Genomic DNA, 24,923 nt, shown 5'->3' with positions numbered 1-24,923 from the left:
CGCGCGCGGGCGGCCGTACGGTGGCGCCATGAGCGATCACCCGGAGACACCTGTCGTGCCCGTCGAAGCCTTCGAACCCCCTTACTACGTCGCCGTTTTCACCGCGGTGCGGACTCCGGACCAGAGCGGCTACGGCGAGACCGACGCGCGGATGGAGGAGCTGGTCCGGAACATCCCCGGGTACCTGGGGATGGACTACGCCCAGTCGCCCGGAGGGCTGGCCATCACCGTCGGGTACTTCCGCGACGCCGAGGCCCTCACCGCTTGGCGGACCGACATCGAGCACCGCGCGGCGCAGCGGCGCGGCCGGGCCGAGTGGTACCAGCGCTACTCGCTGCATGTGGCGAAGGTGGAGCGGAGCCACGGGTTCGTCCGGGCGGAGGCCCCGCAGGGCTGACAGCGGTCAGGGCGCCCGGGGTGACAGCTGTCATCTCCGATCGGTGACGAAGCGGCCTGCCGCCCGGGGGCCGGGATTCGCGAAGCTGACGGGGCATCAATCGAACGCACCCTCAGGGGAAAGCACCGTGGCGGAGCGGATCCGGGGCGGGAACGAGGAGAAGAGCATGAAGGTGCTGGTGGCCGGGGCCGGGATCGGCGGCCTCTGTCTGGCGCAGGGACTGGTCCGGGCCGGGATCGACGTCCGGGTCTTCGAGCGCGAGCCCGGGGCGGACAGCCGCTACCAGGGCTTCCGGATCGGCCTGGACGGGCCGGGGCTCGCCGCGCTGCGGGAGTGCCTGCCGCCCCGGCTGCACCGCCTGCTGGAGGCCGTGACCGGCCCGCTCGCGGGCGAACGACGGGTGGTGGACCCGTGGCTGAACGAGTTCCGGCAGCTCAGCGCCACGGTCGACGGCACAGCCGCCGACCGGCACGTACTGCGGCAGCTGCTGCTCGCCGGGCTGGGCGACCGGGTCGAGTTCGGCCGGGCCGTGATCGGCTACCGGGAGCGGGCGGACGGACGGGCCGAGGCCAGGCTCGCGGACGGCGGCAGCGCGGTGGGCGACCTGCTGGTCGGGGCGGACGGCGTGGGATCAGCGGTCCGCCGGCAACTGCTCCCCGGGGCCGAGGTGACCGCCGTCCCCGGCAACGCCCTGCTCGGCCGCACCCCGCTCACCGAGCGCCTCGCCGCGCTGGTGCCGGGCTCCGGCACCCTGGTGCACGGCCCCGACCTGAACCTGCTGATCGGCCGGATGGAGTTCCGGCGCCCACCGCGGCTCGCGGCCGCCGAGCTGGCGCCGGAGGTGGAACTGCCCGACTCCGAGAGCTACTTGCGCTGGGTGGCGATGCTCCCCGAGCCGCTCGGCCCGGAGGCCGGGACCTGGGCGCAGGTGCGCGACCGGCTGCTCGACCGGATCGACGGCTGGCACCCGGACCTGGTCGAGCTCGTCCGGGACTCCGACACCGGCAACAGCTCGCCGCTGACCATCCGCTACGCCGAGCCCGTGTCCCACTGGGGCACCGGGCCGGTCACCCTCCTCGGCGATGCCGTCCACGCCATGCCGCCGAGCGCCGGCCAGGGCGCCAACACGGCGTTGCGCGACGCCGCGCAGCTCTGCCGCTCGCTCACGGCCGTCCACCGCGGCGAGGCCGGACTGACCGCCGCCGTCGAGGAGTACGAACTGCTGATGCTCGACCGGGGCTTCGCAGCCGTCGCCATGGGCCTGGACCGGCTCCAGGAGTTCACCCCGGCGCGCTGAAGCGCCGCCGGCCTGCCGTCGAACTCCTGAACCTCACAGGGGGGTTCGACGGCAGGCCGCGAGAATTCGGCGCCTCACCCCGCTACGCCAGGCAGCCTCCGGCCTGGGCGGGGTAGCGGGCGGCCCGGGCGCCCCGGCCGACGCCCGGCCAGCGGCGGCCGGGCCGATGGTGGACCGGCCGCCCGGCGGCGCGTGAAGGGCGGGGACAGGAGAGGAGGCCGAGGGCCTCCGTCCGGCCGACCCTCGCCTGGTCAGTCCTCCCCGAGGACCGCGTAGGTCTCCGCATCACCCTGCTCCCTGCTCTCGTCGTCCGGTGCGCCCGACGGGCCGGAGCAAGCCGATCCGCCGACATCGGACCGGGCGGGTGGGCGGACGGCCTCGGCCGGACCGCCTTCGCGCGCGTCCATGGTGGTCACCTCCGTGGGCTCCGGCGCCCTGCCGGGTGCCTGGGGACCCCACCGACTACCCGGTGCCGCGGCCCGCAAACGTCAGCGTCCGGCGGCCGGGCAGCCGGGCACCGGCGGCGGGCCGGAGGCGGGCGGCGGCGAGGTTTCACCGCGCCCGGCCGGGTTAGCCGCTCCCCCGAAGGAATCCCGAGGAGCCCAGACCGAGGAACCGAGGCTGCCATGACCACCGCGTTCGGCTACTTCCTGTCCTGCGAGGAGTTCACCCCCGCCCAGCTGGTCGAGCAGGCCCAGCTGGCCGAGCGGGCCGGCTTCACCCGGCTGGCCATCTCCGACCACTTCCACCCGTGGAACGACGCCCAGGGCAGCAGCCCGTTCGTCTGGGGCGTGATCGGCGCGCTCACGCAGGTCACCCGGCTGCCGGTGACCACCCTGGTCACCTGCCCGACCGTACGGCTCCACCCCGCGGTGACGGCCCAGGCGGCGGCCACCGCGGACGTCCAGCTGGCCGGCGGCCTGCGGCTGGGCGTGGGCACCGGCGAGGCGCTCAACGAGCACGTCCTGGGCGACCGCTGGCCGCCGTTCGACGTACGGACGGAGATGCTGGAGGAGGCCGTCTCGGTGATGCGCGAGCTGTTCACCGGCTGCCTCGTCTCGCACCGCGGCACCCACTACACCGTCGAGAACGCCCGGCTCTACACCCCGCCCAAGGACGGCCGACTGCCCGTGTACGTCTCGGCCTTCGGCCCCAAGGCGGCCGAGGCCGCGGCGGAGTACGCCGACGGGCTGGTCACCATGTCCCCCGACAACGAGCTGATCGGGCGTTACCGGGCGGCAGGCGGCACCGGACCGGTGATCGGCGGGGTGAAGGTCTGCTGGTCGACCGACCGCGAGCGCGCGGTCAAGACCGTCCACCGGCTCTGGCCGAGCGAACTGCTGCCCGGCGAGCTCGCCCAGGTCCTGCCCACCCCCCGGCACTTCGAGCAGGCCACCGAGCTGGTGACGGAGGAGATGGTGGCCGAGGCGGTCACCTGCGGCGACGACCCCCAGCAGCACGTGGACCGGCTGCGCGGCTACGTCGACGCGGGCTTCGACGAGGTCTACGTCGGCCAGATCGGCCCGGACCAGGAGGGCTTCTTCGACTTCTACCGCGAGCACGTCCTGCCCCGAACCGCCTAGGGAGACTCACTTGACGGTCTTCCCTCCCTGCAGTCTGCGCGAGTACGCCCTGCTCGCCGACGGCGAACGCGGTGCCCTGGTCGGGCCGTCCGGCGAGGTCGCCTGGCTCTGTGCGCCCCGCTGGGACTCCGAACCGGTCTTCGCGGGGCTGATCGGTGGCACCGGCGAGTACGCGGTGACCCCGGTCGGCCGGTTCGTCCCCGGCGGCTACTACGAGGACCGCGGGCTGGTCCGGCGCGGCCGGTGGGTCACCGAGCAGGGCGTGGTGGTGTGCCGGGAGGCCCTCGCCCTGCCCGCCGACCCGCATCGGCTGGTGCTGCTGCGCCGGATCGAGGCCGACTACGGCCCGGCCCGACTGCGACTGCGGTTGGCGGCCGGCACCGGGTTCGGCACGACCCGCCCCCATGCCCCCCACCGGACGGCGGACGGCTGGACGATCCGCGCCGGGCGGCTGCGGCTGCGCTGGACCGGCGCCGGGGCCGCCCGTCCCGGCCCGGACGGAGCCCTCGCCGCGGAGGTCTCCCTCGCCGCGGGCGAGCGGCTGGACCTGGTCCTGGAGATCTCCGACCGCGGGCTCGACGGGCCGCCGCCGGACCCCGAACGGTGCTGGCGGGCCACCGAACGCGCCTGGCACGCCGCCGTCCCGGACCTCGGGCACACCTACGACGAGCGCGACGCCCGCTTCTCCTACGCCGTCCTGCGCGGCCTCACCTCCACCGCCACCGGCGGCATGGTGGCCGCGGCCACCACCAGCCTGCCCGAACGCGCCGAGGCGGGCCGCAACTACGACTACCGCTACGTCTGGATCCGTGACCAGTGCCTGGCCGGCCAGGCCGTCGCCGCCTGCGGGCCCGACCGGCTCCTGGACGACGCCGTACGGTTCACCACCGCGCGGCTGGACGAGGACGGGCCGCACATCTCCCCCGCCTACACCGTGACCGGCGGACGGGTGCCGGACCAGCACAGCGTCGACCTGCCCGGGTACCCGGGCGGCCACGACCAGATCGGCAACCAGATCACCCGGCAGTTCCAGCTGGACGCCTTCGGCGAGGCCCTGCTGCTGTTCGCAGCCGCCGCCCGGCACGGCGGACTGGCCCCGGAGACCCGCCGGGCGGCCCGTACCGCGACCGCGGCGATCGCCTCGCGGTGGCGCGAACCTGACGCCGGCATCTGGGAGTTGGGGCCCCGCCTGTGGACCCACAGCAGGCTGATCTGCGCCGCCGGACTCCGCGCGATCAGCCGCCCCGAGGTCGCCGGAGCGGCGGGGCTGACGGACGGGCTCGCGGCCCGGTGGAGCGCGCTGGCCGACCGGCTGTCCGCCCGCACCTCCCGCCGAGCGCTGCACCCGTCCGGCCGCTGGCAGCGCTCCCCAGACGACCCGGCCGCCGACATGGCCCTGCTGCTGCCACCGGTGCGCGGCTGGCCGCCCGCCGACGACCCGCGCACCGTCGCCACCCTGCGGGCCTGCCGCGAGCAGCTCACCGACGGGCACTACGCGTACCGCTTCCGACATGACGAACGTCCGCTGGCCGAGGCCGAGGGTGCCTTCGTGCTGTGCGGCTTCCTGATGGCCCTGGCCGAGCACCAGCAGGGCGACGCCGTCGAGGCCGCCCGCTGGTTCGAGGCCACCCGCGGGCTCTGCGGCTCGGCCGGCCTGTTCTCCGAGGAGTACGACCTCGCCCAGCGCCAGCAGCGCGGCAACCTGCCCCAGGCCTTCGTGCACGCCATGCTGCTGGAGGCCGCCGCCCGGCTGGCCGGGCCCCCCGTCAGCTGACCTGCGGGTGCAGCTGGAACACCGCGAAGGCACGGCCGATGACGGGCTGGGCGACGTTGCGGACCCGCACTCCGCAGGCGGTCAGTCCGCGCTCGGCGCCCAGGTGCGCGTGGCCGTGGAGGGCCAGGTCGGCGCCGGCCCCGTCGATCGCCTCGGCGAGCAGGTAGCTGCCCAGGAAGGCGTGGATCTCCGGCGGTTCCCCGGCCAGGGTGTCCGGGACGGGCGCGAAGTGGGTCAGGGCGATCCGCAGGTCGCAGCCCTCGGCGGCGAGCTCCTGGAGAGCGGTGCGCAGCCCGTCGGCGCACTCGCGGCTGTGCCGGACGAAGGCCTTCATCTCGGGCTCGCCGAACTCGCCGGCGCTGCGGCCCGCGAAGCCGCCGCCGAAGCCCTTGGTCCCGGCCACGCCGACCAGCGTGCCGTCCACCCGGACGGCGGTCGAGCTGCGTTCCAGCACCTGGACGCCGTGGGAGGCGAGGATGCGGGTGACCTCCTCCGGCCGGCCGGCGTCGTAGTCGTGGTTGCCGAGGACCGCGATCACCGGCACGGGCAGTCCGCCGACCTCCTCCCCGACCACCGCGGCCTCCTCCGGTGTGCCGTGCCGGGTGAGGTCCCCGGCCAGCAGCAGCACGTCGGCCAGCTCGCCCAGGGAGGCGAAGGCGGGACGCAGCACGCCCCGGCTGTCCGGACCGAGGTGGATGTCCCCGACCGCGGCCACCCTGATCACGGCAGGTCCTCCGCCCCGGTCGGCGGCCGGTCGTCGGCCAGCACGATGTCGGTGTGCACCTTCAGACCGTCCAGCACCTCGGCGACGATGCGCTGGACGGCGGCGCGGCGGCGCTCGTTCGGGACGGTGCCGCGGACCGTCACGTGGGTGCCGTGCAGTTCGATCCGCAGGCCGAGTTCGCCGACCTCGTCGTCGGCGAGGCGGTCGCGCAGGTGGGCGAGCCGGTACTCGGTGTCGTCGGATCCGGTGTGGTGGGCGCCGCTCATGCCGCGGCCTCCTCGGGTTCGATCACCTGGAGCCGTTCCAGGAGGTACAGGAAGGCGTCCGGCATCGGCGGTCCGCCGCGCTCCTCCCGGACCCGCCGCCAGTCGACCTTCTCCCGCAGCGGCCGCACCACCGAGAGCGCCGCCCCGAAGTCGCAGTGGTGCTCGGAGAAGGCGGCGAGCAGGCCGCTGACCAGGTCGGTGGCGGAGAGCACCGGCATGCGCACGGAGTCCACCGGCAGCACCTCGGCGCGGTCCAGCAGCTCCGAGGTGACCGGCTGTTTGGCGAGTTCCAGGATCAGGTCGACGTCCTGGCCCAGGCAACGGGCCTTGATCAGCCAGTCCTCGGGCGGCAGGAAGACCTGGAGCCCGGCCTCGCGCAGGGTGTGGGTGACGGCCTCGACGTCATCGCGGCGGATGCAGAAGTCGGCGTCGTGCTGGAGCCGGACGTCGGCACCGTGGGCGTAGGCGGCGACCCCGCCCGCCAGCGCGAACGGGTGGTCCTTGGCCTTCAGCAGCGAGCCGATCCGCTTCGCCGCCTCCAGGATGGCCTGTGCCCGGTCGGGCGGCAGACGGTCCCCGGGTTCGTCCAGCGACCAGCCGCCCGGCTCGGCGCGGGCCGAGCGGATCACATCGGAGTGTTCGGCGCGTGCGTCCATCGCGGCCTCCTTCGCGGCGTCCGTTCGGGACGTCCCCACGGCTACCCCGTCCACGGCACTTCACTCCGGCGGGCGGCGGGCGGGAGGTGAACCGGGTTTCGCCGCGGCCCCGGGCCCCCACCCGGGCCCGAGCGGTGCCCGCGCCCCTCCCGCGGCTCAGACCGGGGGGCGGGCCAGCAGGCTGCGGTCGAGGTCGGCGAGCAGTTCGGCGGTGTCCCGGTGCACCTCGGCCGCCCCGGCGCCGAGGAGTTCTCTGGTGTCGAAGCCGCCGCTCTCGACCGCGACGCAGGGGACCTTGGCGCGGCCGGCCGCCGTGACGTCCCAGACCGTGTCGCCGATGAAGACGGCGTGCTCGGGCTCGGCGCCCACCCGGTCCAGGGCGGCGCGCACCAGGTCGGGGGCCGGCTTGGTGGCCTCCACGTCGTCGGCGGAGGTGACCGCCGTGATCGCCTCGTCGGCGTCGAGCGCGCGGCGCAGCACCGCGAGTTCCCGCTCGGACGCGGAACTGGCGAGGACGACCGGCCAGCCTCGGTCGGCGCAGGCGCGCAGCAGGTCGGCGGCGCGCGGCAGTGGCTGGATGTGGGGCCAGTACTGGGCGTAGAGGGCGGCGTGGGCGGCGGTGATGCCCTCGTCGTCACCGTGGTCGCGGTCGGCGCCGAGCAGGTGGTCGAGGAGCTGGTCGGAGCCCATGCCGATGGCCCGGTGGACGCGGGCGACGGGCAGGGTGCGGTCGTGCTGCCGCAGGGCCTCCCACCAGGCGAGGGCGTGGAAGTAGGTGGTGTCGAGCAGGGTGCCGTCGACGTCGAAGAGCGCCGCCGCGGTGGTCGTCATGGTCTTCAGTCCTTTCCCTTTCACCGGAGCCTGAGCCGGAACCGTAGCCGGAGCCCGAGCGCTGCCGTCGTCACCCCGTGCGGTACCCGGCGGCGCGGGCGGGGGCCAGCCGCAGCCCGTGCCCGGGGGCGCCGTCGGCGCCGGGGGTGACGGTGCCGCCGGCCGGGTCGAGGGTGCCGTCGAAGAGCGTCCGCTCGATCCGGACGTGGTCGTGGAACCACTCCAGGTGGCGGCAGTTGGGGACGGCCGCGGCGGCGTGGGCGTGCAGGTGGGGGGCGCAGTGGCCGGAGAGGTCGAGGCCGTGGGCCTGGGCGAGGGCGGCGGCGCGCAGCCACCCGGTGACGCCGCCGCAGCGGGTGACGTCGGCCTGGAGGCAGTCGACGGTGGGGATCATCCGGGCGAAGTAGGCGGGGTCGTAGCCGTACTCCCCGGCGGTGACGTCGGGAAGGACGGCGTCGCGGACGACCCGCAGGCCGGTGAGGTCATCGGAGGAGACGGGTTCCTCGTACCAGCTGACGCCCTGGTCGGCGAGGGCGGCGCCGACCCGGACGGCCTGTTTGCGCCGGTATCCGCCGTTGGCGTCGGTGTAGAGCTCGACCCCGTCGCCGACGGTGGCGCGGGCGGCGCGGACCCGTTCGAGGTCGCGCTGTTCCCGGGTGCCCCAGGACTCGCCGATCTTGATCTTGACCCGGGGGATGCCCTGTTCCTCGGCCCAGCCGCGCAGTTGGCGTTCCTGCTGCTCGGCCGAGTAGGTGGTGAAGCCGCCGCTGCCGTACACCGGGACGGGTCGGGCGGCGCCGCCGAGCAGTCGGGCCAGCGGCAGTCCGAGCAGGTGGCCGCGCAGGTCCCAGAGGGCGAGGTCGACGGCCGAGATGGCGCCGGAGATCAGCCCGGGGCGGCCGGCGTTGCGCACCGCCCGGTTCATCGCCTCGTGGGCGCCGGTGGTGTCGTGCGGGTCGCGGCCGGTGACCAGCGGGGCGAGTTGCCCGCTGATGACGGTGGCGGTGGCGGGCGCGCCGTAGGTCCAGCCGAGGCCCCGGTGGGAGCCGCTGACGGCCTCGGCGAGGACCACGGTGGTCCGGTCCCAGGCGAGGGTGCCGTCCGCCTCGGGCGCGTCGGTGGGGACGGTGTAGACGCTGACCTCGATGCGTTCGAGCTCGCTCATGACGGTGCCCGCAGTCCGGAGCGTTCGCCGGCCGCCAGCAGGCCGGCGGCCCGGTCGACCAGGGCCATGATGGTCAGCGCGGGGTTGGCGCTGCCCTGGGTGGGCAGCACGCTGCCGTCGGTGATCAGCAGGTTGGGCACGGCGAAGGTGCGCAGCCGGTGGTCGACGACGCCGGCGAGGGGGTGGTCGGCCATCCGGCAGCCGCCGACCAGGTGGGCGTAGCGGTCGATGGTGATCACCTCGCTCGCTCCCGCGGCGCGCAGGATGGACTCCATCACCTCGCGGGCGGCCGAGATCAGCATCCGGTCGTTGTCGCACTGGGAGAAGGCGAAGTTGGCGACCGGCAGACCGTACCGGTCGGTCTGCTCGGCGAGGGTGACCCGGTTGTCCGGCTGGGGCAGCAGTTCGGCCATGGCGCCGAGGGTGGCCCAGTGGACGTAGTCCGAGAGGTACCTGCGCAGGTCGGCCCCCCAGTGGCCCTGGGCGACCACGTGCTCGGCCCAGGTGATCGGCAGGGGGGAGATGTTCTGGATGGTGAAGCCGCGCTTGTAGGGCTTGTCCGGGTCGGTCTCGTAGTACTGCTCGGTGGAGACTTCGGGCGGCGGGGCCTTGTAGGCGCGGATCTCCTCCTCGAAGCGGCCGGAGGTCTGCGGGGCGCCCTGCACCATGACGTACCGGCCGACCAGGTCGTGGTCGTTGCACAGGCCCTCGGGGAAGCGCGGGCAGGCCGAGTTGAGCAGCAGTCGCGGGGTCTCGATGGCGTAGCCGGCGACGGCGACGGTACGGGCGAGCTGGAGGTGCTCGCGGCCGTTGTGGAAGTAGCGCACGCCGCGGGCGAGCCCGTTGGCGTCGAGTTCGACGGCGGCCGCCATGCAGTCGGCGCGGATCTCGGCGCCGTGGGCGAGGGCGTCGGGGACGTGGGTGATCAGCGGGGAGGCCTTGGCGTTGACCTTGCAGCCCTGGAGGCAGAAGCCCCGGTAGATGCAGTGCGGTCGGCGGCCGAAGCGGCCGTTGGTGATGGCGACCGGGCCGACCCGGGCCTGGATGCCGAGGGCGGCGGCTCCGCGCAGGAAGATCTCCCCGTTGCCGCCGACTGGGTGCGGCGCGTGCGGATAGGGGTGCGGGTCGCCCCAGGGCCAGTACTGCCCGGCGACGGGGAGTTCGTACTCGACGCGGCGGTAGGAGTCGCGCAGGTCCTCGTAGTCGATCGGCCAGTCGGCGCCGACGCCGTCGAGGCTGTGGGTGCGGAAGTCGGAGGGGTGGAAGCGGGGGGTGTAGCCGGCGAAGTGGACCATCGAACCGCCCACGCCGCGGCCGGAGTTGTTGGAGCCGAGCGGTACCGGGTCACTGCCGGAGATGAGCCGGGGCTCGGTCCAGTACAGGTGGTGGGAGGAGGCCTCGTCGCTGACCCAGTCGTTGAGCGGGTCCCAGAAGGGGCCGGCCTCCAGCACCACGACGCTCCAGCCGCGGCGGGCCATCCGCTGGGCGAGGGTGGCGCCGCCCGCGCCGCAGCCGACGATCAGCAGGTCCACCTCGTCGGTGTCCGCGTAGCGCCGCATGTCGCGCCGCAGGGTGTGGTCGAAGCCGTGGCCGTCCTCGGGCAGCAGCCAGGCGGAGGCGTTGGTCCGGCGGACCTCGCGCTCGGCCTCGACGTTGGCCCGTACGGTCTCGGCGGCGGCGCGCAGCCGGGAGTGCCGGCCGGGGTCGGTGGCGGGCGGTACGGGGTGGGGCGGCTCGTTGTCAGGGGGCCGGGGCGGGCTGGAGTGGGCGTCCGCGACCTCCCAGGGTTCCCGCTGGTCCGGGCCGAGGCGCAGGTATCCGCGGGGGTGGGCGGGGCCGCCGAAGCCGATCTCGTTCCAGGCGGTGGGGTGGGAGTAGTACGCCGTGCAGGCGTACCTGGTCCACAGGCTCCAGACGTGCTTGGCAGGCATCCCGTGCCAGTGCTCGCCGGTGAGTTCCTGGACCCGCCCGATGATCGCCCGTTGCTGGACCTCGCTGAGCGCGGCGAACGGGCCGTCGGCCTCCTCGTCCAGGGCGTGCAGGGAGCGGCGCCAGGCCTCGTCGTCCATCGGCATGTCCGCGTAGTGCCAGCCGTCGGTCTCCAGTTCGGCGAGCCGGGCGTCGATCATCGGCAGCAGCGGGGCTTCGGGGTGGTCGAGCAGCTGGTCGAGCAGGGCGCGGGCGGTGGACTCCTCGGCGGGGGTGAAGAACCGGAGCGGCGGTGGCGGGCCGGTGCGGGCGACCACCACGGCCGTCGTCTCGCGGTCCCAGTACCGGGCCTGGGAGAGCACGTCGAAGCCGGGGAAACGGGGCTCAGGCATCGGGCGACTCCCGACGCAGGACGGCGGCGACCAAACCCATCCCTCCGACCATGCTCATCAGCAGCGGGGCGAACAGCGGCGGGCCCATCTCGATGTTGTACCGGGCCATCTCCCAGCCGCCGGGCTTCTCGGCGATGCCGCGCACGTGCAGCCAGGTGCCCTGGAGGCCGTTGGCGACGATGGAGGCGGAGGCGACCGGCAGCAGGGTCCGGGCGGCCCGGGGGCTGAGCGCCCCGGCCACCCCGGCGACGGCGCCGACCGGGCCGAGCAGGACCGGCCACCACATGACGCGGTTGCCGAAGCCGGCCCGGTCGTGCTCCAGGTAGATCTCGGCTGCGGTGATCACCGAGCCGATGCCGGTCGCCAGGGCCAGGGAGCGCTGGAAGCGGCCGGTGCGGATGTTGCGCACGGCGAGGTCGACGAGGTCAGTGACGGCCATGCCGGCCTCCGAAGGACGGCAGCAGCTCCTGGAGCTTCGCCTTGAACCCCTGGCGGACCATCGCCTTGCGGTCGGCGTCGCCGCGCAGCACGGACGCCGCGGCGGCCTGGATCTGGTCCCAGGTGGCGTGCGGCGGGATGGGCGGCACGGCCGGGTCGGTGCGCAGTTCCAGGACGAACGGGCGGTCGGCGCCGAGGGCGCGCTGCCAGCCGCCGGGGACGTCGTCCGGAGCGACCGCGCTCTCCGCTCCCAGGCCGAGGCTGCGCGCGAAGCCCGCGTAGTCGATGTCGGGCAGCTGCTGGGAGGGCAGGAAGCTCGGGGCGCCCTCCATGGCCCGCATCTCCCAGGTGACCTGGTTGAGGTCGCGGTTGTTGAGCACCGCCACCACCAGCCTCGGGTCCTCCCACTGCTGCCAGTACTTGGCGATGGTGATCAGTTCGGCGAGGCCGTTCATCTGCATCGCGCCGTCGCCGACGATGGCGATGGCGGGCCGGTCGGGGTGGGCGAACTTGGCGCCGATCGCGTACGGGACGCCGGGGCCCATGGTGGCCAGGGTGCCGGACAGCGAGCCGCGCATCCGGCCGCGGAAGCGCAGGTGGCGGGCGTACCAGTTGGCGGCGGAGCCGGAGTCGGCGGTGACCATGGCGTCGTCGGGCAGCAGGTGGTCGAGGGCGTGGATCGCGTACTCGGGGTTGATCGGGTCGGCCTCGACCCCGGCGCGCCGCTCCATCACCTCCTGCCAGCGCTCGGTGTTGTCGCAGACGGTGCGCTGCCAGTGCCGGTCCTCCTTGCGGACCAGCAGCGGCAGCAGCCGGTCCAGCGTGCGGGCGGCGTCGCCGACCAGGTTGACCTCGTACGGGTAGCGCATCCCGACCATGAACGGGTCGAGGTCGATCTGCACGGCCCTGGCCTGCCCGAACTCGGGCAGGAACTGGCTGTACGGGAAGGACGAGCCGATGGTCAGCAGGGTGTCGCAGTCGCGCATCAGCTCGTACGACGGGCGGGTGCCGAGCAGGCCGATCGACCCGGTGACGTAGGGCAGCGTGTCCGGCAGCACGTCCTTGCCGAGCAGCGCCTTGGCGACCCCGGCGCCGAGCAGTTCGGCGACCTGCTGGACCTGCTGGCGGGCGCTGCGGGCGCCCTGGCCGACCAGTACGGCGACCCTGCTGCCGGCGTTGAGCACGTCGGCGGCCCGGCGCAGCTCGTCGTCCTGGGGGACGACCGTCCACTGCGGGGCGCCCAGGCTGGAGGGGACCATCTTGAAGGCGTGCTCCGGCGGGCTGTAGTCCAGCTCCTGGACGTCGGCGGGCACGATCACGGCGGTCACGGTGCGGCGGGCGGCGGCGGTGCGCATCGCCCGGTCGAGCACGTTGGGCAGCTGCTCGGGGACGGTGACCATCTGGCAGTACTCGGCGGCGACGTCCTTGTAGAGGCTGAGCAGGTCGACCTCCTGCTGGTAGGAGCCGCCCATGGCGCTGCGGTTGGTCTGCCCGACCAGGGCGACCACCGGGACGTGGTCCAGCTTGGCGTCGTACAGCCCGTTGAGCAGGTGGATCGCGCCCGGACCGGAGGTGGCGACGCACACTCCGGTGCGGCCGGAGAACTTGGCGTAGCCGACGGCCTCGAAGGCGGCCATCTCCTCGTGCCGGGCCTGGACGAAGACGGGCTTGTTGTCGGCCCGGCCCCAGGCCGCGAGCAGCCCGTTGATGCCGTCGCCGGGATAGCCGAAGACGTACTCGACGTCCCAGGCGCGCAGTCGTTCCAGGATGTGGTCGGAAACCTTCGGGGACACGGTGCTCCTCCTTGACGTCCTTGACGCGACGACCCCCCGCAGCGCGACTAACCGCTGCGGGGGGTCGGAAACACCCGGCGCGGGTGGAACTCAGTCCGCCTCGGCCGGTTCGTCGGCCCAGCCGGGGGCGTCGTGGTCCTCCAGCTGCTCGCGCAACCGGTTCAGCGTGGCGCTCAGCAGGCGGGAGACGTGCATCTGGGAGACGCCGATCCGCGCGGCGATCTCCGACTGGGTGCAGCCGTCCCAGAAGCGCAGTTTGAGCACCGTCTGCTCACGCTCGGGCAGCTCGGCGAGCAGGGGGCGCACGGCGGTGCGGAAGTCGGCGAGTTCGATCCCGGGGTCGCAGCCGCCGAGCCGGTCCAGCATCGCGCTGCCGCTCTCGTCGGAGTCCTGGTCGCGCAGGGCGTCCAGTGAGCTGGGGCGGTAGACCCGGCCCGCGACCAGGCCCTCGGTGGCCTGCTCGACGCTCAGGTGGAGGTCCTCGGCGATCTCCTCCGGCTGCGGGAGGCGCCCGAGCTGCTGCTCCAGCCGGTCCGAGCCGCGGGCCACCGTCAGGTACAGCTCCTGCATGCTGCGCGGCACGCGCACCGGCCAGGAGGTGTCCCGGAAGAAGCGCTTCATCTCGCCGGCGATGGTGGGGATGGCGTAGGTGACGAACTCGACGCCGCGGTGCGGGTCGTAGCCGTCGACGGCCTTGATCAGACCGATCGTGCCCACCTGGAGGATGTCGTCCATGTCCTCGGCCCGGTGCCGGAAGCGGGCCGCGATGAACCGCACCAGCGGCATGTTCAGCTCGATGATCGTGCCGCGCACGTAGCTGTAGGCCGCGCTCTCCCGCGCCAGCCCGGACAGCCGCTCGAACAGCGCGTCGCTGAGTTCCCGCGCCTCGGTCTTCCCCATCGCGCGGAGTTCGGTCTTGCTGGGTCTCGGCGGCAGGTCGGGCGGGGTGCCCGAGGACAGGTCGGTTTCCTGCCCGCCATGGGGAGCTGCTTCCAGAGGGGTGGACACGAGTCCTCCTCGGCCTCGGGACGACGGCCCGACGACGCCCACGGGCCGGCGCCCGTTCGTCGGGGGCTCTTTCCCAGGACCTGACCGGTTTCGAGGGGCGAGGTCCCGATGGCACCCGGACCGGGTGCCGGGCGGCGTTCGTCCGGCGAACCGCCGCACGGTTGTTCTACCCGACATACGACATCGAATTCACGTTTTCGTACGATTTCTTCTGATTCTTCCGGGTACACGTGCTCAGACAACGACCCGGACCACGAGAGGAGGGGCGGCCATGCCCCGAGGATCCAGCCCCAAGCGGGAACGCCAGTACGAGCACATCAAGGACAGTGCGCTCGACCGGGGCGAGAGCGAGAAGCGGGCCAAGGAGATCGCCGCCCGGACGGTCAACAAGGAACGCGCCCGCCACGGCGAGTCCAAGACGGCGAGCCGCACCTCGACCCACGACATGTCGTCCGGTCGGCGCGGCGGACTGCGCTCGCACAAGGGCGCCGGCGGTCCGACCTACGACCAGCTCTACAACGAGGCGAAGCACCGCAACATCAAGGGCCGTTCGAAGATGAACAAGCGTGAACTGGCCCACGCGCTCGGTCAGTGAGGTGTGCCATGACCGTTCCCACGCCCCCTGACCCGGACACCCAGCCGATCCCCCACCCCAACCCCGCGCCGCGGCCGGGCGGCCCCGACCCGGTTCCTCCTCCCATCCCGCCGTTCCCGGACCCCACGCCCTACCCGGACCCCGACCCGGCACCGCCGCCGCGACCGCACCCCGGGCAGCCGTAGCGCCCTCCCCTCGACGGCTTCAACCACCCCGGTTGAAGCCGTCGATCCGTACGTGCCGGTCGAGCGGGGACCCGACCTCCAGCCAGACCAGCTTGCCGCCGTCGTCGGGCCCCGCGCCCCACGCGCGCGCCAGCCGGTCGACCACTCGCAGGCCGTGCCCTCCCGGCCGGCCCGGATCGCCGGCCTCGGCCAGCCGCGGCAGCACCGGGCTGGCGTCCGCGACCTCCACCCTCAGGCGCACGCCGTCCCAGTCCAGGCGCAACTCGCGCGGTCCTCCGGGGGCGTGCAGACACGCGTTGGTGACCAGTTCCGAGACCATCAGCAGGACGTCCTCCGCCACGGCCCGCTGCTCGTCGTCGCACCGTTGCCGGTCGTCCTCGGGCAGCCAGTGCCAGGACCGCAGCGCCGCCCGGCTGAACTCACGGCTGCGCTGCACCGCGCCCTCACTGCCGGTGAAGGCGAGCCGCCTGGTCTCACCGGCGGCCGCCGGTCGTCCTCGCCCGGTACGGTCCATGCCCGCCCTCCTACACCGGGCCCGGCGGAGCACCCGGTCGCGCCGACGACACTTCTTCCGACGACCGTCCGGACTCCGGCGACGGTTCCGCCGCCGACGGCGCGTCAGGCGCCGCCCCCGGCAACGGACCGGGATCGAGCACGACCCGCTCGACGCCGTCCTCGACCGGACGGGCCGGCGCACCGCGCAGCCCGGCCGTCGAATCGTGGCCCGGTTCCCCGGCGACGTGGAGGATCCGCACCGGCCCGCCGCACTCCATCGCGGCCCACAGGCCTCCGGCGCCGGACCGCCCCCCGGCCCCCGCCGAGCCGTCGGAGCGGCGCAGCGGTCGGGACGGCGCCGAGCCGTCCCGACCGCTGCGCCGCGCGGAGCGGACGGTCGATTGCTCCGGGGCCGACCCGGGTGCGGCCGGAGAGGCCGTGTGGTCCTCGTCCATGCCCGGCGTTTGCCCCGCCCGGTCGCGGCTACACGCGCCGACGTGAGGAGGCGGAGGCGAGAAGGATGACGGCGACGAACACCCGCCCCGACGGCCACGGTTCCCGGCCCCGGACCGGCCGTAGGGAGTCACCCGAGGAGCGGGCCGACCGGCGCTGGACCGATCTGCTCCAGGAGGTCCGGGTCGCCCAGACCGGCTCGCAGATCCTCTTCGGCTTCCTGCTGAGCGTGGTCTTCATGCCGCGCTTCTCCCAACTCGGCGGCTTCGACCGGGGACTGTACGTGGCCACCGTCGTGCTCGGGGCGCTCGCCACCGGCTCGCTGACCTCCCCCGTGGCCTACCACCGGATCTTCGCCGGGCGCCGCCTCAAGCCCCAACTGGTCGATGCCGCAGCCAGATTGGTCGCCGTCGGACTGGTGCTGCTGGCCCTGACCATCGGCTCCGCGCTGCTTCTCCTGCTGCGGGTGGCGACCGACTCGGCGGTGTCCGGCTGGATCACCGCGGCGGTCATGCTGTGGTTCGCGTCCTGCTGGCTGGTGCTGCCCGTCGGGCACCTGTGCCGGCACAACGGCCGGAGCTCCCAGCCGCCGGGCGGACCGGACCGCGACGGCCCCCACCCGTGACACGCCGACCCGCGGGACGTTTCGGCACCGGACCGCGGGCAAGACGCCCGCCATGAGGATCCGTACGCATTCCGAGCCCCGAACCGTGGTCATCACCGGCGCCACCGCCGGAGTCGGCCGGGCCTGCGTCCGGGCGTTCGCCACCGACGGCAACCGGCTGGTGCTGGTCGCCCGTGGCGTCGCCGGGCTGCGCGCGGCCTCCGCCGAGGCCCAGGCCGCCGGATCACCGGTGCGCACCGTCCTGGCGGACGTCTCCGATCCGGAGGCCTGCGAGGCCGTGGCCGCCCGCGCCGAGGCCGAGTTCGGGCCGATCGACGTCTGGATCAACGACGCCTTCGTCTCGGTGTTCGCACCGTTCACGGAGATCAGCCCCGAGGAGTACCGCCGGGTCACCGAGGTCACCTACCTCGGCTACGTCAACGCCACCCGGGCCGCGCTGAACCGGATGCTGCCGCGCGACCACGGCACCATCGTGCAGGTCGGCTCCGCGATCGCCTACCGCGGCATCCCGCTCCAGACCGCCTACAGCGGCGCCAAGCACGCCATCCAGGGCTGGCACGAGGCGCTGCGCTGCGAGCTCCTCGCCAGCGGGACCGGGGTACGGACGACCATGGTGCAGATGCCCGCGGTCAACACCCCGCAGTTCGACTGGGTGCTCAACCGGCTGCGCGGCCGGGCCCGGCCCGTCGCGCCCGTGTACCAGCCCCACGTGGCCGCCCGCGCCGTCCGCTACGCCGCCGACCACCCCGGGCGCCGCGAGTACTGGGTGGGCGGCAGCACCGCGGCCACCCTGATCGCCAACGCCATCGCCCCCGGCCTGCTCGACCGCTACCTCGCGCGCACCGGCATCGCCGCCCAGCAGGACCGGGGCCCGCGGAACCCGGACGACCACGCCAACCTCTGGGCCCCGGCCGACGCCTCCCGCGACCACGGCGCCCACGGCCGCTTCGACGAGGAGGCCCACGAACGCAGCGCCCAGCTCTGGGCCTCCCAGCACCACGGCCTGCTCGCCGCCGGCGGCGCGGTCCTGGTCGGCGCCGCCGCCCGCGCGCTGGCGCGGGGGCGCTGACCGGCGGCGCACCCACCGGCCGCCATGGATCCGGCGACGGCGCTGCGGCGGATCGCGTTCCTGCTGGAGTGGAACGACGCCTCGCCCTACCGGGTGCGCGCCTTCCACACCGCGGCCGACGCGGTCCGCGCGCTGCCGCCCGGGCCGGTGGACGCCGCCCGGGCCCAGCGCCTGCCGGGCGTCGGGCCGGTCACCGCCGAGGTGATCGCCGAGGCCGCCGCCGGTGCGACCCCGACCTACCTCGCCCGGCTGGAGAGCGCCGCCGGACCGGCCGCCCGGGCCGCGTGGGAGCTCGCCGCGACCGCGCGGGGCGACTGCCACCTGCACTCCGACTGGTCCGACGGCGGCCACCCGATCGAGGAGATGGCCGAGGCCGCCCGCGCGCTGGGCCACGACTGGGCCGTCCTCACCGACCACTCGCCCCGGCTGACCATCGCCCACGGCCTCAGCCCCGAACGGCTGCGGCACCAGCTCGACGTGGTCGCGGACCTCAACGCGCAGGACGGATCCTTCCGGCTGCTCACCGGGATCGAGTGCGACATCCTGGACGACGGCTCGCTCGACCAGGAACCCGAACTGCTCGACCGGCTCGACGTGGTGGTGGCCTCGGTCCACTCCAAACTGCGCTCGGAGCCGGAGCCGATGACGGCCCGGATGCTCGCGGCCGTCCGCCACCCCCGCACCAACGTGCTCGGCCACTGCACCGGCCGGATCGTCACCGGCCGCGGCCGGCCGCAGTCCCGCTTCGACGCCGAGGCCGTCTTCGCCGCCTGCGCCGCCGCCGGAACGGCCGTGGAGATCAACTGCCGCCCCGAGCGCCGCGACCCGCCCGATGACCTGCTCCGCCTGGCGGCCGACGCGGGCTGCCTCTTCGCCGTCGACACCGACGCCCACGCCCCGGAACAGCTCCACTGGCTCACCTCGGGCTACGCCCGCGCGGCCCGCTTCGGACTCACGCCCGAACGGCTGGTCACCACCTGGCCGCGCGAGCGGCTGCTCACCTGGGCGCGCCCGGCCACCGGCTGACCGGCCACCGGCTGACCGACCGGCGGAGTCGGTCGAGGCCGCCGGGACCTGCCGGAGTCCGTACCGTCACCGCTGACCGGCTAGCCGCCGCCGAGCAGTTCGAGCACGGCCCGCTCGACCTCCTCGCCCGTACCCGGCAGTCCCTGCCCCTCGCCGGGGGCCAGGCCCCGCAGGGCCGCCGCCAGGGTGACGCCCTCCTCGTACAGCTCGAACAGGCGCGGGTTCAGGTAGGAGGCCCGGCAGACCGCGGGGGTGTCGCCCAGGTACTCGGCCACCTCCCGGACCACCCGGGCCGCCGCGCGTCGTCGGGCGGTCGCGGAGTGCCCGGCCACCGGCCAGGAGACGGCCAGGCCCACGGCGGCCAGTACGGTGGCGTGCCAGGTGCGGAAGTCCTTGGCGGACAGGTCCGTGCCGGTGTGCTCGCGCAGGTAGCCGTTGAGCCGGGCGGCGTCGACCTCCGTCCAGGTCCGGCCCTCGCGGTAGGCCAGCAGCCGGGGCCCCGGGTCCGGACGGCGCAGCAGGGCCCCCACGGCGGCGGCCGCCGCCCGGTCGGTCAGGGTGAGGTCGCGCTCGCGGCCGGATTTGGCGCGGTAGGCGAAGTGCACCCGGTCACGCCGCACGGTCACCTGGTCGCGCCGCAGGGTGGTCAGGCCGTACGAGCCGTTGTCGCGCTCGTAGCCGGGCGAGCCGATGCGGAAGAAGCCCAGGTCGAGCAGCCGGGTGGCGCAGCCGAGGACGCGGTCGGGGCCGAGGCCGCGCCGGGTGAGGTCCTCCGCGACCCGGCGGCGCAGCGCGGGGAGGGCGGGGGCGACGGCGAGCACGTGGTCGTGCTTGGCGCGCTCCTGGCGGGCCCGGAACTCCGGGTGGTAGAGGTACTGGCGGCGCCCGGCCGCGCCCGTCCCGACGGCCTGGAGGTGCCCGCGGGGGTGTGGGCAGATCCACACGTCGGTCCAGGCCGGAGGGATCGCGAGGGCCTTGGCCCGGGCGATCGCCAGCGGGTCGCGCAGCGGGCTGCCGTCGGTGTCGCGGTAGCCGAAGCCCCTCCCCCGGCGCACCCGCCGCCAGCCCGGCGCGTGCGGGTCGCTGCTGGTCAGGCCGGTCCGGCCGGTGGGGCTCTTCACGCTACGGCGGATGCCCGGGCCGGGCCCGGCCACACCACCGGGTTTGCGGGCGGGGTGGTCGGACACACGCGCCGACGTCGGACTACTGGGAGCGAGGAAGGGGTGCCGGCGATGGTTGAGCTGGCCGGACGAACGGCGCTGGTGACCGGATCCTCCCGCGGGCTGGGACTGCTGATCGCGGGTGAGCTGGCGGAGCGGGGCTGCCGGGTGATGCTCTGCGGGCGGGACGAGGTCGGCCTGGAGCGGGCGCTGCGGCAGCTGCGCGGCCTGCCGGGCGACGTGGCCGCCACGGCCTGTGACCTCATGGACCCGGAGGCGCCCGGGCAACTGCTCGCCGCCGTCCGGGAGCGCTTCGGCACCGAGGTGGACCTGCTGGTCAACAATGCCGGTCTGATCCAGGTCGGCCCGTTCTCTGCGGTGCAGGAGCAGGACTTCCGGCGGGCGCACGAGTTGATGACGATGGCACCGCTGCGGCTGGTCCAGGCCGTGCTGCCGGAGATGCGGGCCCGTGGCTCGGGCTCGATCGTCATGATCAGCTCGATCGGCGGCCGGATCCCGGCCCCGCACCTGTTGCCGTACGTGGCCGCCAAGTTCGCGCTCACCGGCCTCTCGGAGGGGCTGGCGGCGGAGCTGGCGCCGTACGGCATCCGGGTGACCACCGTGCTGCCGGGACTGATGCGCACCGGCTCGCACACGGCCGCCGAGTTCGCCGGGCAGGCGGGCAGCGAGTACGCCTGGTTCGCGACCGCCGCCTCCATGCCGCTGGTGTCGATGGACGCCCGGCGGGCGGCGCGGCGGATCGTCCGGGCCATCGAGGGTGGGCGGCGCGAGCTGGTGCTGACGCCGCTGGCGAAGGCCGCCGTGCTCACCCACGGCGTCGCTCCCGCCACCACCAACCGGCTGCTGGCCCTGACCGCGCGACTGCTGCCCTCCGCCGGTGCGGCGCCGGAGCACGGCGTGCCGGGTGTGCGGGCCGCGTCCCGGCACCGCCAGGGCGGCCCGGTCCACCGGCTGACCGCCCTCGGGCGGCGGGCGAGCCGCGCCCACAACGAGCCGACGGCGTCCTGAGACGGCCGTGGGTGTGGAAGTGCGCCGCCGGGGCACACGCGGCCCGAGGGGGCGCGACCCCCACCGTCGGAACCACGAGAGGAGCACACCCCATGGGCACCGATGACAAGCTGCGCAACATGGCCGAGAAGGCCCACGGCAAGGCCAAGGAGGCCGTCGGCAAGGCGACGGGTGACCCGGTCGTCGAGGCCGAGGGCAAGGGCAAGCAGATGAAGAGCGACCTCAAGCAGGCCGGCGAGAAGGTCAAGGACGTCGGGAAGGACTGACGCCGGCACCGGCGGCCGCCCCGCGCGGCCGCCGGCCCGTCCGGAAGGAGAACCATGAAGGCCGTGACCTGGCACGGACGCCGAGACGTCCGCGTCGACTCCGTACCCGACCCGGTCATCCGGGAGCCCACCGACATCCTGGTGGAGGTCACCACCACCGGGCTCTGCGGATCCGACCTGCACCTGTACGAGGTGCTGGGCGCCTTCCTGGACGAGGGCGACATCCTGGGCCACGAGGCGATGGGCGTGGTCCGCGAAGTGGGCCCCGCAGTGCACGCCGTCGATCCGGGCGTGCGCGTGGTCGTGCCGTTCAATGTCTCCTGCGGCACCTGCCACACCTGTGTGCAGGGCCTGCAGTCCCAGTGCGAGACCACCCAGGTGCACGCCTACGGCACCGGCGCGGCCCTCTTCGGCTACACCAAGCTCTACGGTCAAGTACCGGGCGGCCAGGCCGAGTTGCTGCGGGTTCCGTTCGGCAACACGCTGCCGGTGCCCGTCCCGCACGGGCCGCCGGACGACCGCTACGTGCTGCTGTCCGACGTGCTGCCCACCGCCTGGCAGGCCGTCGACTACGCGGAGATCCCGCCCGGCGGCAGCGTCGCGGTGCTCGGACTGGGTCCGATCGGGGACATGTGCACCCGGATCGCCCGTCATCGCGGGGCCGGCACCGTGATCGGCGTCGATCTGGTGCCCGAGCGGCTGGAGCGCGCCCGGGAGAACGGGGTCGAGGTGCTCGACCTGGCCCGGCTCGGCTCCCGGATCGTGGACGCCGTCCGGGACCTCACCGACGGCCGTGGCCCCCACTCCGTGATCGACGCGGTGGGGATGGAGGCGCACGGCTCCCCCGCCGCGACCGCCGCTCAGCGGATGACGTCACTGCTGCCGGACGCGCTGGCCGCCAGGCTGATGACCCGCGTCGGCCTCGACCGGCTGCACGCCCTGCACCTGGCGGTGGACCTGGTCCGGCGCGGCGGCACGATCTCGCTGTCCGGCGTGTACGGCGGAATGACCGACCCGCTGCCGATGATGACCATGTTCGACAAGCAACTACGGCTGCGGATGGGGCAGGCGAACGTCCTGCGCTGGATGGACGACCTGCTGCCGCTGCTCGATGACGGCGACCCGCTGGGGGTGGAGGGCTTCGCCACCCACCACGTGCCGCTGGCCGAGGCCCCGGACGCGTACGACATGTTCCAACGCAAGCAGGACGGCGTGGTCAAGGTGCTGTTCCAGCCCTGACCGGCCTGTCCTCGCCCGTACCGAGGAGGCGAACGCGATGAGCACCATGAGGAACCCGGTGCCGGAGGACCCGCCGGAGCCGGTCGAGACCCCGGAGTCCCGGATGACCGGCGAGGGCAGTCCGCCGCCGGAGCACGAGGAGGAGAAGGGGCCGCAGGACGGCCCGGAGTTCGAGGTGACGGAGCCGGCCCACGAGCCGGAGGAGCAGCGGTAGCAGCTCGACCGAAGCAGTGCGACCGAAGCAGTACGACCGGAGCAGTACGACCGGGCGGGCCGGGCCGATCATCGGAGCTTTCCGGCCCGCCGCCCGGCGAACGGGTGGTCCGGCGCGGCGATCACGCGCGCCGCGGCGTTGCGCGCGGGACGCGTACGCCGACCGGGCGGTACACCTGGGGGCCGCCCGCCGCGGTGGCGGGTGCCCGGAGGAGCGACCTGGGGGTGGCGGAAATGCGAACGATGCTCGAACTCCTGCTCTGGTGGGGGGTTTTGCTGTTGCTGAACATCGTGTTCATCAGTTCGGTGTCCCCGCTGGAGGTGGCGGTGGGCGGCGGCGTGGCGCTCCTCGGGGCGCTGGGCGCGGTGGCCGTGCGGCGCGCGTCCGGGGCGACTCCCGGCGGACCGGCCCGGCTGGGGCGGGCGCTCTGGGCGTACCCGTGGACCCTGCTGGCCGACACCGGCCGGCTCGCGCTCGCCGTGTTCTCCCCCGCGCACCGCCGCAGCGGGTTCCGCACCGTCCGGCTCGCCCCCGGCACCGGGGCGGCCTGGGGCGCGGCGCTGCTGTCCTCGACGCCCGGTGCGTACGCGGTGGGCAGCCGGGACGGCGGGGAGCTGACCGTCCACGCACTGGGCGACGAACTCTCCTCGCTGGAGCGGGCGTTGACCGGAGCCGGGGAGTGAACGCCTGGCTGCTCGCGGCGGCCGTGCTGGCCGCCTGCGGGGTCGGCCCGTGCCTGCTGCTCGGTCTGCGCGGCTCGCCCGAGCAACGCCTGGCCGGGCTCAACCTCGCCGCGACCACCGCCTCCGTCGTCCTGCTGCTGCTCGCCCAGGGCTTCAGCCGCACCTCGTACACCGACCTGGCACTGGACCTCGCGGTGCTGGCGCCCGCCGGAACGCTGGTGTTCACCCGCTTCCTGGCCGGGAGGCAGCGTTGACGCCCCGGCACACCCTCGCGCTGGTCCTGCTGGTGGCCGGCACCGCCGCGCTGTTGCTCGCCGCGCTCGCCCTCGTCGTGCTGCCCGGCCCCTACCTGCGGCTGCACGCCCTCTCCCCCGCCGCCGCCCTCGGCGCGCCGCTGGTCGCGCTCGCCCTCGCCGTGGACACCGGCCCCGGGCGGGCGGCCGTCAAGCTGCTGGTGATCGGCCTGCTGCTGGCCGTCGGCGGCACCGTCACCACCATGGCCGTCGCGCGCACCACCGTGCGCGCCGAACAGAAGGCTCAGCAGTGAACAACGCCCTGACCGTGATCGCCCTGCTGCTCACCGCCGTCACCGCGACCACCGCCGCGCTCACCCGCGACCCGGTCCGGCAGGCCGCCGTGCTCGCGCTGCTCGGGCTCTGCCTCGCGCTGCTGTTCACCGTGCTCCAGGCGCCCGACGTCGCCCTCTCCCAGCTCGGGGTCGGCAGCGCGGTCACCCCGCTGCTGATCCTGCTCACCGTCCGCCGGGTGCGCCGCCAGGAGCAGGCGGACGAGAACCCGGACCGGACCGAGTGAGCCGCACCACCCGGCTGCGGCTGTTCCTCACCGCCGCCGCCGTCCTCGCCGCCGCCCTGATCACCGCCGCCACCGAGCTGCCCGCCTTCGGCGGCAGCGACCACCCGTACGGAGAACGGGCGGTGGCGGCCGGACTGGCCCGGCAGACGGCCAACATCGTCTCCTCCGTCAACTTCGACCAACGGGCCTTCGACACCCTCGGCGAGGAGTCCATCCTGTTCGGCTCGGTGCTCGGCGCCGCCATACTGCTGCGGCTCGCCCGGGACGAACACAAGCGCCGCCCCGCCGCCGAAACCGTGCTTCCCACCACCCGGTTGTTCGGCGCCACCCTGCTGCCGGTCACCGTGCTGGTCGGCGGATACCTCGTCGCCCACGGCCAGTTGAGCCCCGGCGGGGGCTTCCAGGGCGGCGTCGCGCTGGCCACCGCCCTGCACCTGGCCTACGTCGCCGCCGACTACGGGGTGCTCAAGCGGATCCGCCCCCTGGCCGTCCTGGACGTGGCGGACGCGATCGCCGCCGGCAGCTACGCCGCACTCGGCCTGATCGGCCTCGCCCAGGGCGCCGGCTACCTCGCCAACACCCTGCCGCTCGGCACCTTCAACCAGATGTCCTCCAGCGGGCTGGTGGCGGTGATCAACGCCGCCGTGGGGATCGAGGTCGCCTCCGCCGTGGTGGTCCTGCTGGCGCACTTCCTCGACCAGGCGGTCGAGATCGTCCACGGCGGGGTGGGCCAATGAAGAGGTGCGCGTTTCGCGAAGCGACCGCCCAGCGAAGCGAGGTGGGCGGGTGAGTGAGCGGAGCGAACGAACCATGAAGAG

Annotated in this window: 29 protein-coding genes; 17 read left to right on the top strand and 12 right to left on the bottom strand. The window is 74.4% G+C overall.

The genetic code is table 11. The features are described from left to right. The first annotated feature begins 28 nt into the window (after positions 1-28). Both ACIRVF_RS06365 and ACIRVF_RS06360 read left to right on the top strand, forming a co-directional pair. Entirely contained in the window at positions 29-397 is a 369-nt protein-coding gene (locus tag ACIRVF_RS06365) for an antibiotic biosynthesis monooxygenase family protein (RefSeq protein WP_402814481.1), read from the top strand. Positions 398-524: 127 nt separating this feature from the next. Beyond that, a complete protein-coding gene (locus ACIRVF_RS06360) occupies positions 525-1,694 on the top strand; it encodes an FAD-dependent oxidoreductase (RefSeq protein WP_402814480.1) in 1,170 nt (389 codons plus the stop codon). 251 nt (positions 1,695-1,945) lie between these two features. Here the strand turns inward: ACIRVF_RS06360 and ACIRVF_RS06355 are convergent, their stop codons facing one another. Next, on the bottom strand, positions 1,946-2,101 hold the full coding sequence (locus ACIRVF_RS06355; protein WP_402814479.1) for a hypothetical protein: 156 nt from the start codon (positions 2,099-2,101) through the stop codon (positions 1,946-1,948). A gap of 219 nt (positions 2,102-2,320) precedes the next feature. Here ACIRVF_RS06355 and ACIRVF_RS06350 point away from each other — a divergent pair, with 219 nt between their 5' ends. Both ACIRVF_RS06350 and ACIRVF_RS06345 read left to right on the top strand, forming a co-directional pair. Beyond that, complete coding sequence (locus tag ACIRVF_RS06350; RefSeq protein ID WP_402814476.1) at positions 2,321-3,277, top strand: TIGR03557 family F420-dependent LLM class oxidoreductase; 957 nt, start codon at positions 2,321-2,323, stop codon at positions 3,275-3,277. Between the two features lie 10 nt (positions 3,278-3,287). After that, a complete protein-coding gene (locus tag ACIRVF_RS06345) occupies positions 3,288-5,051 on the top strand; it encodes a glycoside hydrolase family 15 protein (protein ID WP_402814474.1) in 1,764 nt (587 codons plus the stop codon). On the opposite strand, the gene ACIRVF_RS06340 is transcribed toward ACIRVF_RS06345, so the two are convergent. The 9 genes from ACIRVF_RS06340 to ACIRVF_RS06300 all read right to left on the bottom strand — a co-directional run bounded on the left by ACIRVF_RS06340 (position 5,044) and on the right by ACIRVF_RS06300 (position 14,253). Beyond that, positions 5,044-5,775 (bottom strand): metallophosphoesterase, encoded by a 732-nt coding sequence (locus ACIRVF_RS06340; RefSeq protein WP_402814471.1) that lies wholly within the window; start codon positions 5,773-5,775, stop codon positions 5,044-5,046. The genes ACIRVF_RS06345 and ACIRVF_RS06340 overlap by 8 nt on opposite strands. After that, the gene (locus ACIRVF_RS06335; protein ID WP_402814469.1) at positions 5,772-6,041 is read right to left on the bottom strand and encodes a BON domain-containing protein; all 270 of its coding nucleotides are present in this window, start codon (positions 6,039-6,041) and stop codon (positions 5,772-5,774) included. Before ACIRVF_RS06335 ends, ACIRVF_RS06340 begins: the two co-directional genes overlap by 4 nt. Further along, entirely contained in the window at positions 6,038-6,697 is a 660-nt protein-coding gene (locus ACIRVF_RS06330) for a nucleotidyltransferase family protein (RefSeq protein WP_402814466.1), read from the bottom strand. The genes ACIRVF_RS06335 and ACIRVF_RS06330 overlap by 4 nt, the downstream gene beginning before the upstream one ends. A 156-nt stretch (positions 6,698-6,853) precedes the next feature. Then, complete coding sequence (locus ACIRVF_RS06325) at positions 6,854-7,528, bottom strand: HAD family hydrolase (RefSeq protein ID WP_402814463.1); 675 nt, start codon at positions 7,526-7,528, stop codon at positions 6,854-6,856. Between the two features lie 70 nt (positions 7,529-7,598). Continuing rightward, on the bottom strand, positions 7,599-8,693 hold the full coding sequence (locus ACIRVF_RS06320; RefSeq protein ID WP_402814461.1) for an enolase C-terminal domain-like protein: 1,095 nt from the start codon (positions 8,691-8,693) through the stop codon (positions 7,599-7,601). Further along, positions 8,690-11,014 carry a GMC family oxidoreductase gene (locus ACIRVF_RS06315; RefSeq protein WP_402814458.1) on the bottom strand — a complete coding sequence of 775 codons (2,325 nt, stop codon included), beginning with the start codon at positions 11,012-11,014 and terminating at the stop codon, positions 8,690-8,692. The genes ACIRVF_RS06320 and ACIRVF_RS06315 overlap by 4 nt, the downstream gene beginning before the upstream one ends. Next, positions 11,007-11,453 (bottom strand): hypothetical protein, encoded by a 447-nt coding sequence (locus ACIRVF_RS06310; RefSeq protein WP_402814455.1) that lies wholly within the window; start codon positions 11,451-11,453, stop codon positions 11,007-11,009. Before ACIRVF_RS06310 ends, ACIRVF_RS06315 begins: the two co-directional genes overlap by 8 nt. Further along, positions 11,440-13,245 carry a thiamine pyrophosphate-requiring protein gene (locus tag ACIRVF_RS06305; protein ID WP_402814453.1) on the bottom strand — a complete coding sequence of 602 codons (1,806 nt, stop codon included), beginning with the start codon at positions 13,243-13,245 and terminating at the stop codon, positions 11,440-11,442. Before ACIRVF_RS06305 ends, ACIRVF_RS06310 begins: the two co-directional genes overlap by 14 nt. 90 nt (positions 13,246-13,335) lie before the next feature. Next, the gene (locus tag ACIRVF_RS06300) at positions 13,336-14,253 is read right to left on the bottom strand and encodes a SigB/SigF/SigG family RNA polymerase sigma factor (RefSeq protein ID WP_402814450.1); all 918 of its coding nucleotides are present in this window, start codon (positions 14,251-14,253) and stop codon (positions 13,336-13,338) included. 271 nt (positions 14,254-14,524) lie between these two features. Here ACIRVF_RS06300 and ACIRVF_RS06295 point away from each other — a divergent pair, with 271 nt between their 5' ends. Beyond that, entirely contained in the window at positions 14,525-14,848 is a 324-nt protein-coding gene (locus ACIRVF_RS06295) for a plasmid stabilization protein (protein ID WP_402814447.1), read from the top strand. Between the two features lie 204 nt (positions 14,849-15,052). On the opposite strand, the gene ACIRVF_RS06290 is transcribed toward ACIRVF_RS06295, so the two are convergent. Continuing rightward, positions 15,053-15,547 carry an ATP-binding protein gene (locus ACIRVF_RS06290; RefSeq protein WP_402814445.1) on the bottom strand — a complete coding sequence of 165 codons (495 nt, stop codon included), beginning with the start codon at positions 15,545-15,547 and terminating at the stop codon, positions 15,053-15,055. 501 nt (positions 15,548-16,048) lie between these two features. On the opposite strand from ACIRVF_RS06290, the gene ACIRVF_RS06285 reads away from it, so the two are divergent. From ACIRVF_RS06285 to ACIRVF_RS06275, 3 genes are read left to right on the top strand one after another with little or no spacing between them, the layout of a single operon-like run. Further along, positions 16,049-16,606, top strand: coding sequence for a DUF6328 family protein (locus ACIRVF_RS06285; protein ID WP_402814442.1), 558 nt, complete (start codon positions 16,049-16,051; stop codon positions 16,604-16,606). Positions 16,607-16,658: 52 nt separating this feature from the next. Then, on the top strand, positions 16,659-17,675 hold the full coding sequence (locus ACIRVF_RS06280) for an SDR family oxidoreductase (RefSeq protein ID WP_402814439.1): 1,017 nt from the start codon (positions 16,659-16,661) through the stop codon (positions 17,673-17,675). Positions 17,676-17,699: 24 nt separating this feature from the next. Continuing rightward, positions 17,700-18,701: a PHP domain-containing protein gene (locus tag ACIRVF_RS06275; protein ID WP_402814436.1), complete on the top strand. Its 1,002-nt coding sequence runs from the start codon at positions 17,700-17,702 to the stop codon at positions 18,699-18,701. 80 nt (positions 18,702-18,781) lie between these two features. Here the strand turns inward: ACIRVF_RS06275 and ACIRVF_RS06270 are convergent, their stop codons facing one another. Beyond that, positions 18,782-19,822 carry a DNA topoisomerase IB gene (locus tag ACIRVF_RS06270; protein WP_402814433.1) on the bottom strand — a complete coding sequence of 347 codons (1,041 nt, stop codon included), beginning with the start codon at positions 19,820-19,822 and terminating at the stop codon, positions 18,782-18,784. Positions 19,823-19,933: 111 nt separating this feature from the next. Here ACIRVF_RS06270 and ACIRVF_RS06265 point away from each other — a divergent pair, with 111 nt between their 5' ends. The 9 genes from ACIRVF_RS06265 to ACIRVF_RS06225 all read left to right on the top strand — a co-directional run bounded on the left by ACIRVF_RS06265 (position 19,934) and on the right by ACIRVF_RS06225 (position 24,842). Then, complete coding sequence (locus ACIRVF_RS06265) at positions 19,934-20,890, top strand: SDR family NAD(P)-dependent oxidoreductase (RefSeq protein ID WP_402814430.1); 957 nt, start codon at positions 19,934-19,936, stop codon at positions 20,888-20,890. Between the two features lie 92 nt (positions 20,891-20,982). Then, positions 20,983-21,156: a CsbD family protein gene (locus tag ACIRVF_RS06260; RefSeq protein WP_402814428.1), complete on the top strand. Its 174-nt coding sequence runs from the start codon at positions 20,983-20,985 to the stop codon at positions 21,154-21,156. A 54-nt stretch (positions 21,157-21,210) separates the two neighbouring features. Beyond that, a complete protein-coding gene (locus tag ACIRVF_RS06255; protein ID WP_402814426.1) occupies positions 21,211-22,395 on the top strand; it encodes an alcohol dehydrogenase catalytic domain-containing protein in 1,185 nt (394 codons plus the stop codon). Positions 22,396-22,432: 37 nt separating this feature from the next. Beyond that, positions 22,433-22,609 (top strand): hypothetical protein, encoded by a 177-nt coding sequence (locus tag ACIRVF_RS06250; RefSeq protein WP_402814424.1) that lies wholly within the window; start codon positions 22,433-22,435, stop codon positions 22,607-22,609. A 233-nt stretch (positions 22,610-22,842) separates the two neighbouring features. Next, a complete protein-coding gene (locus ACIRVF_RS06245; RefSeq protein WP_402814421.1) occupies positions 22,843-23,292 on the top strand; it encodes a hypothetical protein in 450 nt (149 codons plus the stop codon). Further along, positions 23,289-23,546, top strand: a complete 258-nt coding sequence (locus tag ACIRVF_RS06240) for a monovalent cation/H+ antiporter complex subunit F (protein ID WP_402814418.1) — start codon at positions 23,289-23,291, stop codon at positions 23,544-23,546. Before ACIRVF_RS06245 ends, ACIRVF_RS06240 begins: the two co-directional genes overlap by 4 nt. Next, a complete protein-coding gene (locus ACIRVF_RS06235) occupies positions 23,543-23,839 on the top strand; it encodes a monovalent cation/H(+) antiporter subunit G (RefSeq protein ID WP_402814415.1) in 297 nt (98 codons plus the stop codon). The genes ACIRVF_RS06240 and ACIRVF_RS06235 overlap by 4 nt, the downstream gene beginning before the upstream one ends. Next, the gene (locus ACIRVF_RS06230) at positions 23,836-24,105 is read left to right on the top strand and encodes a Na(+)/H(+) antiporter subunit B (RefSeq protein ID WP_402814412.1); all 270 of its coding nucleotides are present in this window, start codon (positions 23,836-23,838) and stop codon (positions 24,103-24,105) included. Before ACIRVF_RS06235 ends, ACIRVF_RS06230 begins: the two co-directional genes overlap by 4 nt. Then, on the top strand, positions 24,102-24,842 hold the full coding sequence (locus ACIRVF_RS06225; RefSeq protein ID WP_402814410.1) for an MnhB domain-containing protein: 741 nt from the start codon (positions 24,102-24,104) through the stop codon (positions 24,840-24,842). The genes ACIRVF_RS06230 and ACIRVF_RS06225 overlap by 4 nt, the downstream gene beginning before the upstream one ends. The last annotated feature ends 81 nt before the right edge of the window (positions 24,843-24,923 follow it).

The organism is Kitasatospora sp. NPDC101157 (genome assembly GCF_044768255.1).
Lineage (GTDB): Bacteria > Actinomycetota > Actinomycetes > Streptomycetales > Streptomycetaceae > Kitasatospora.
This window is presented reverse-complemented; position numbering and strand designations above follow the sequence as displayed.

Coding starts and splice junctions, on each gene's coding strand:
- ACIRVF_RS06260 (WP_402814428.1), top strand. CDS start 20,983: ATGGGCACCGATGACAAGCTGCGCAACATGGCCGAGAAGGCCCACGGC.
- ACIRVF_RS06275 (WP_402814436.1), top strand. CDS start 17,700: ATGGATCCGGCGACGGCGCTGCGGCGGATCGCGTTCCTGCTGGAGTGG.
- ACIRVF_RS06350 (WP_402814476.1), top strand. CDS start 2,321: ATGACCACCGCGTTCGGCTACTTCCTGTCCTGCGAGGAGTTCACCCCC.
- ACIRVF_RS06365 (WP_402814481.1), top strand. CDS start 29: ATGAGCGATCACCCGGAGACACCTGTCGTGCCCGTCGAAGCCTTCGAA.
- ACIRVF_RS06325 (WP_402814463.1), bottom strand. CDS start 7,528: ATGACGACCACCGCGGCGGCGCTCTTCGACGTCGACGGCACCCTGCTC.
- ACIRVF_RS06285 (WP_402814442.1), top strand. CDS start 16,049: ATGACGGCGACGAACACCCGCCCCGACGGCCACGGTTCCCGGCCCCGG.
- ACIRVF_RS06280 (WP_402814439.1), top strand. CDS start 16,659: ATGAGGATCCGTACGCATTCCGAGCCCCGAACCGTGGTCATCACCGGC.
- ACIRVF_RS06245 (WP_402814421.1), top strand. CDS start 22,843: ATGCGAACGATGCTCGAACTCCTGCTCTGGTGGGGGGTTTTGCTGTTG.
- ACIRVF_RS06330 (WP_402814466.1), bottom strand. CDS start 6,697: ATGGACGCACGCGCCGAACACTCCGATGTGATCCGCTCGGCCCGCGCC.
- ACIRVF_RS06290 (WP_402814445.1), bottom strand. CDS start 15,547: ATGGACCGTACCGGGCGAGGACGACCGGCGGCCGCCGGTGAGACCAGG.
- ACIRVF_RS06315 (WP_402814458.1), bottom strand. CDS start 11,014: ATGCCTGAGCCCCGTTTCCCCGGCTTCGACGTGCTCTCCCAGGCCCGG.
- ACIRVF_RS06255 (WP_402814426.1), top strand. CDS start 21,211: ATGAAGGCCGTGACCTGGCACGGACGCCGAGACGTCCGCGTCGACTCC.
- ACIRVF_RS06265 (WP_402814430.1), top strand. CDS start 19,934: ATGGTTGAGCTGGCCGGACGAACGGCGCTGGTGACCGGATCCTCCCGC.
- ACIRVF_RS06310 (WP_402814455.1), bottom strand. CDS start 11,453: ATGGCCGTCACTGACCTCGTCGACCTCGCCGTGCGCAACATCCGCACC.
- ACIRVF_RS06355 (WP_402814479.1), bottom strand. CDS start 2,101: ATGGACGCGCGCGAAGGCGGTCCGGCCGAGGCCGTCCGCCCACCCGCC.
- ACIRVF_RS06295 (WP_402814447.1), top strand. CDS start 14,525: ATGCCCCGAGGATCCAGCCCCAAGCGGGAACGCCAGTACGAGCACATC.
- ACIRVF_RS06335 (WP_402814469.1), bottom strand. CDS start 6,041: ATGAGCGGCGCCCACCACACCGGATCCGACGACACCGAGTACCGGCTC.
- ACIRVF_RS06320 (WP_402814461.1), bottom strand. CDS start 8,693: ATGAGCGAGCTCGAACGCATCGAGGTCAGCGTCTACACCGTCCCCACC.
- ACIRVF_RS06250 (WP_402814424.1), top strand. CDS start 22,433: ATGAGCACCATGAGGAACCCGGTGCCGGAGGACCCGCCGGAGCCGGTC.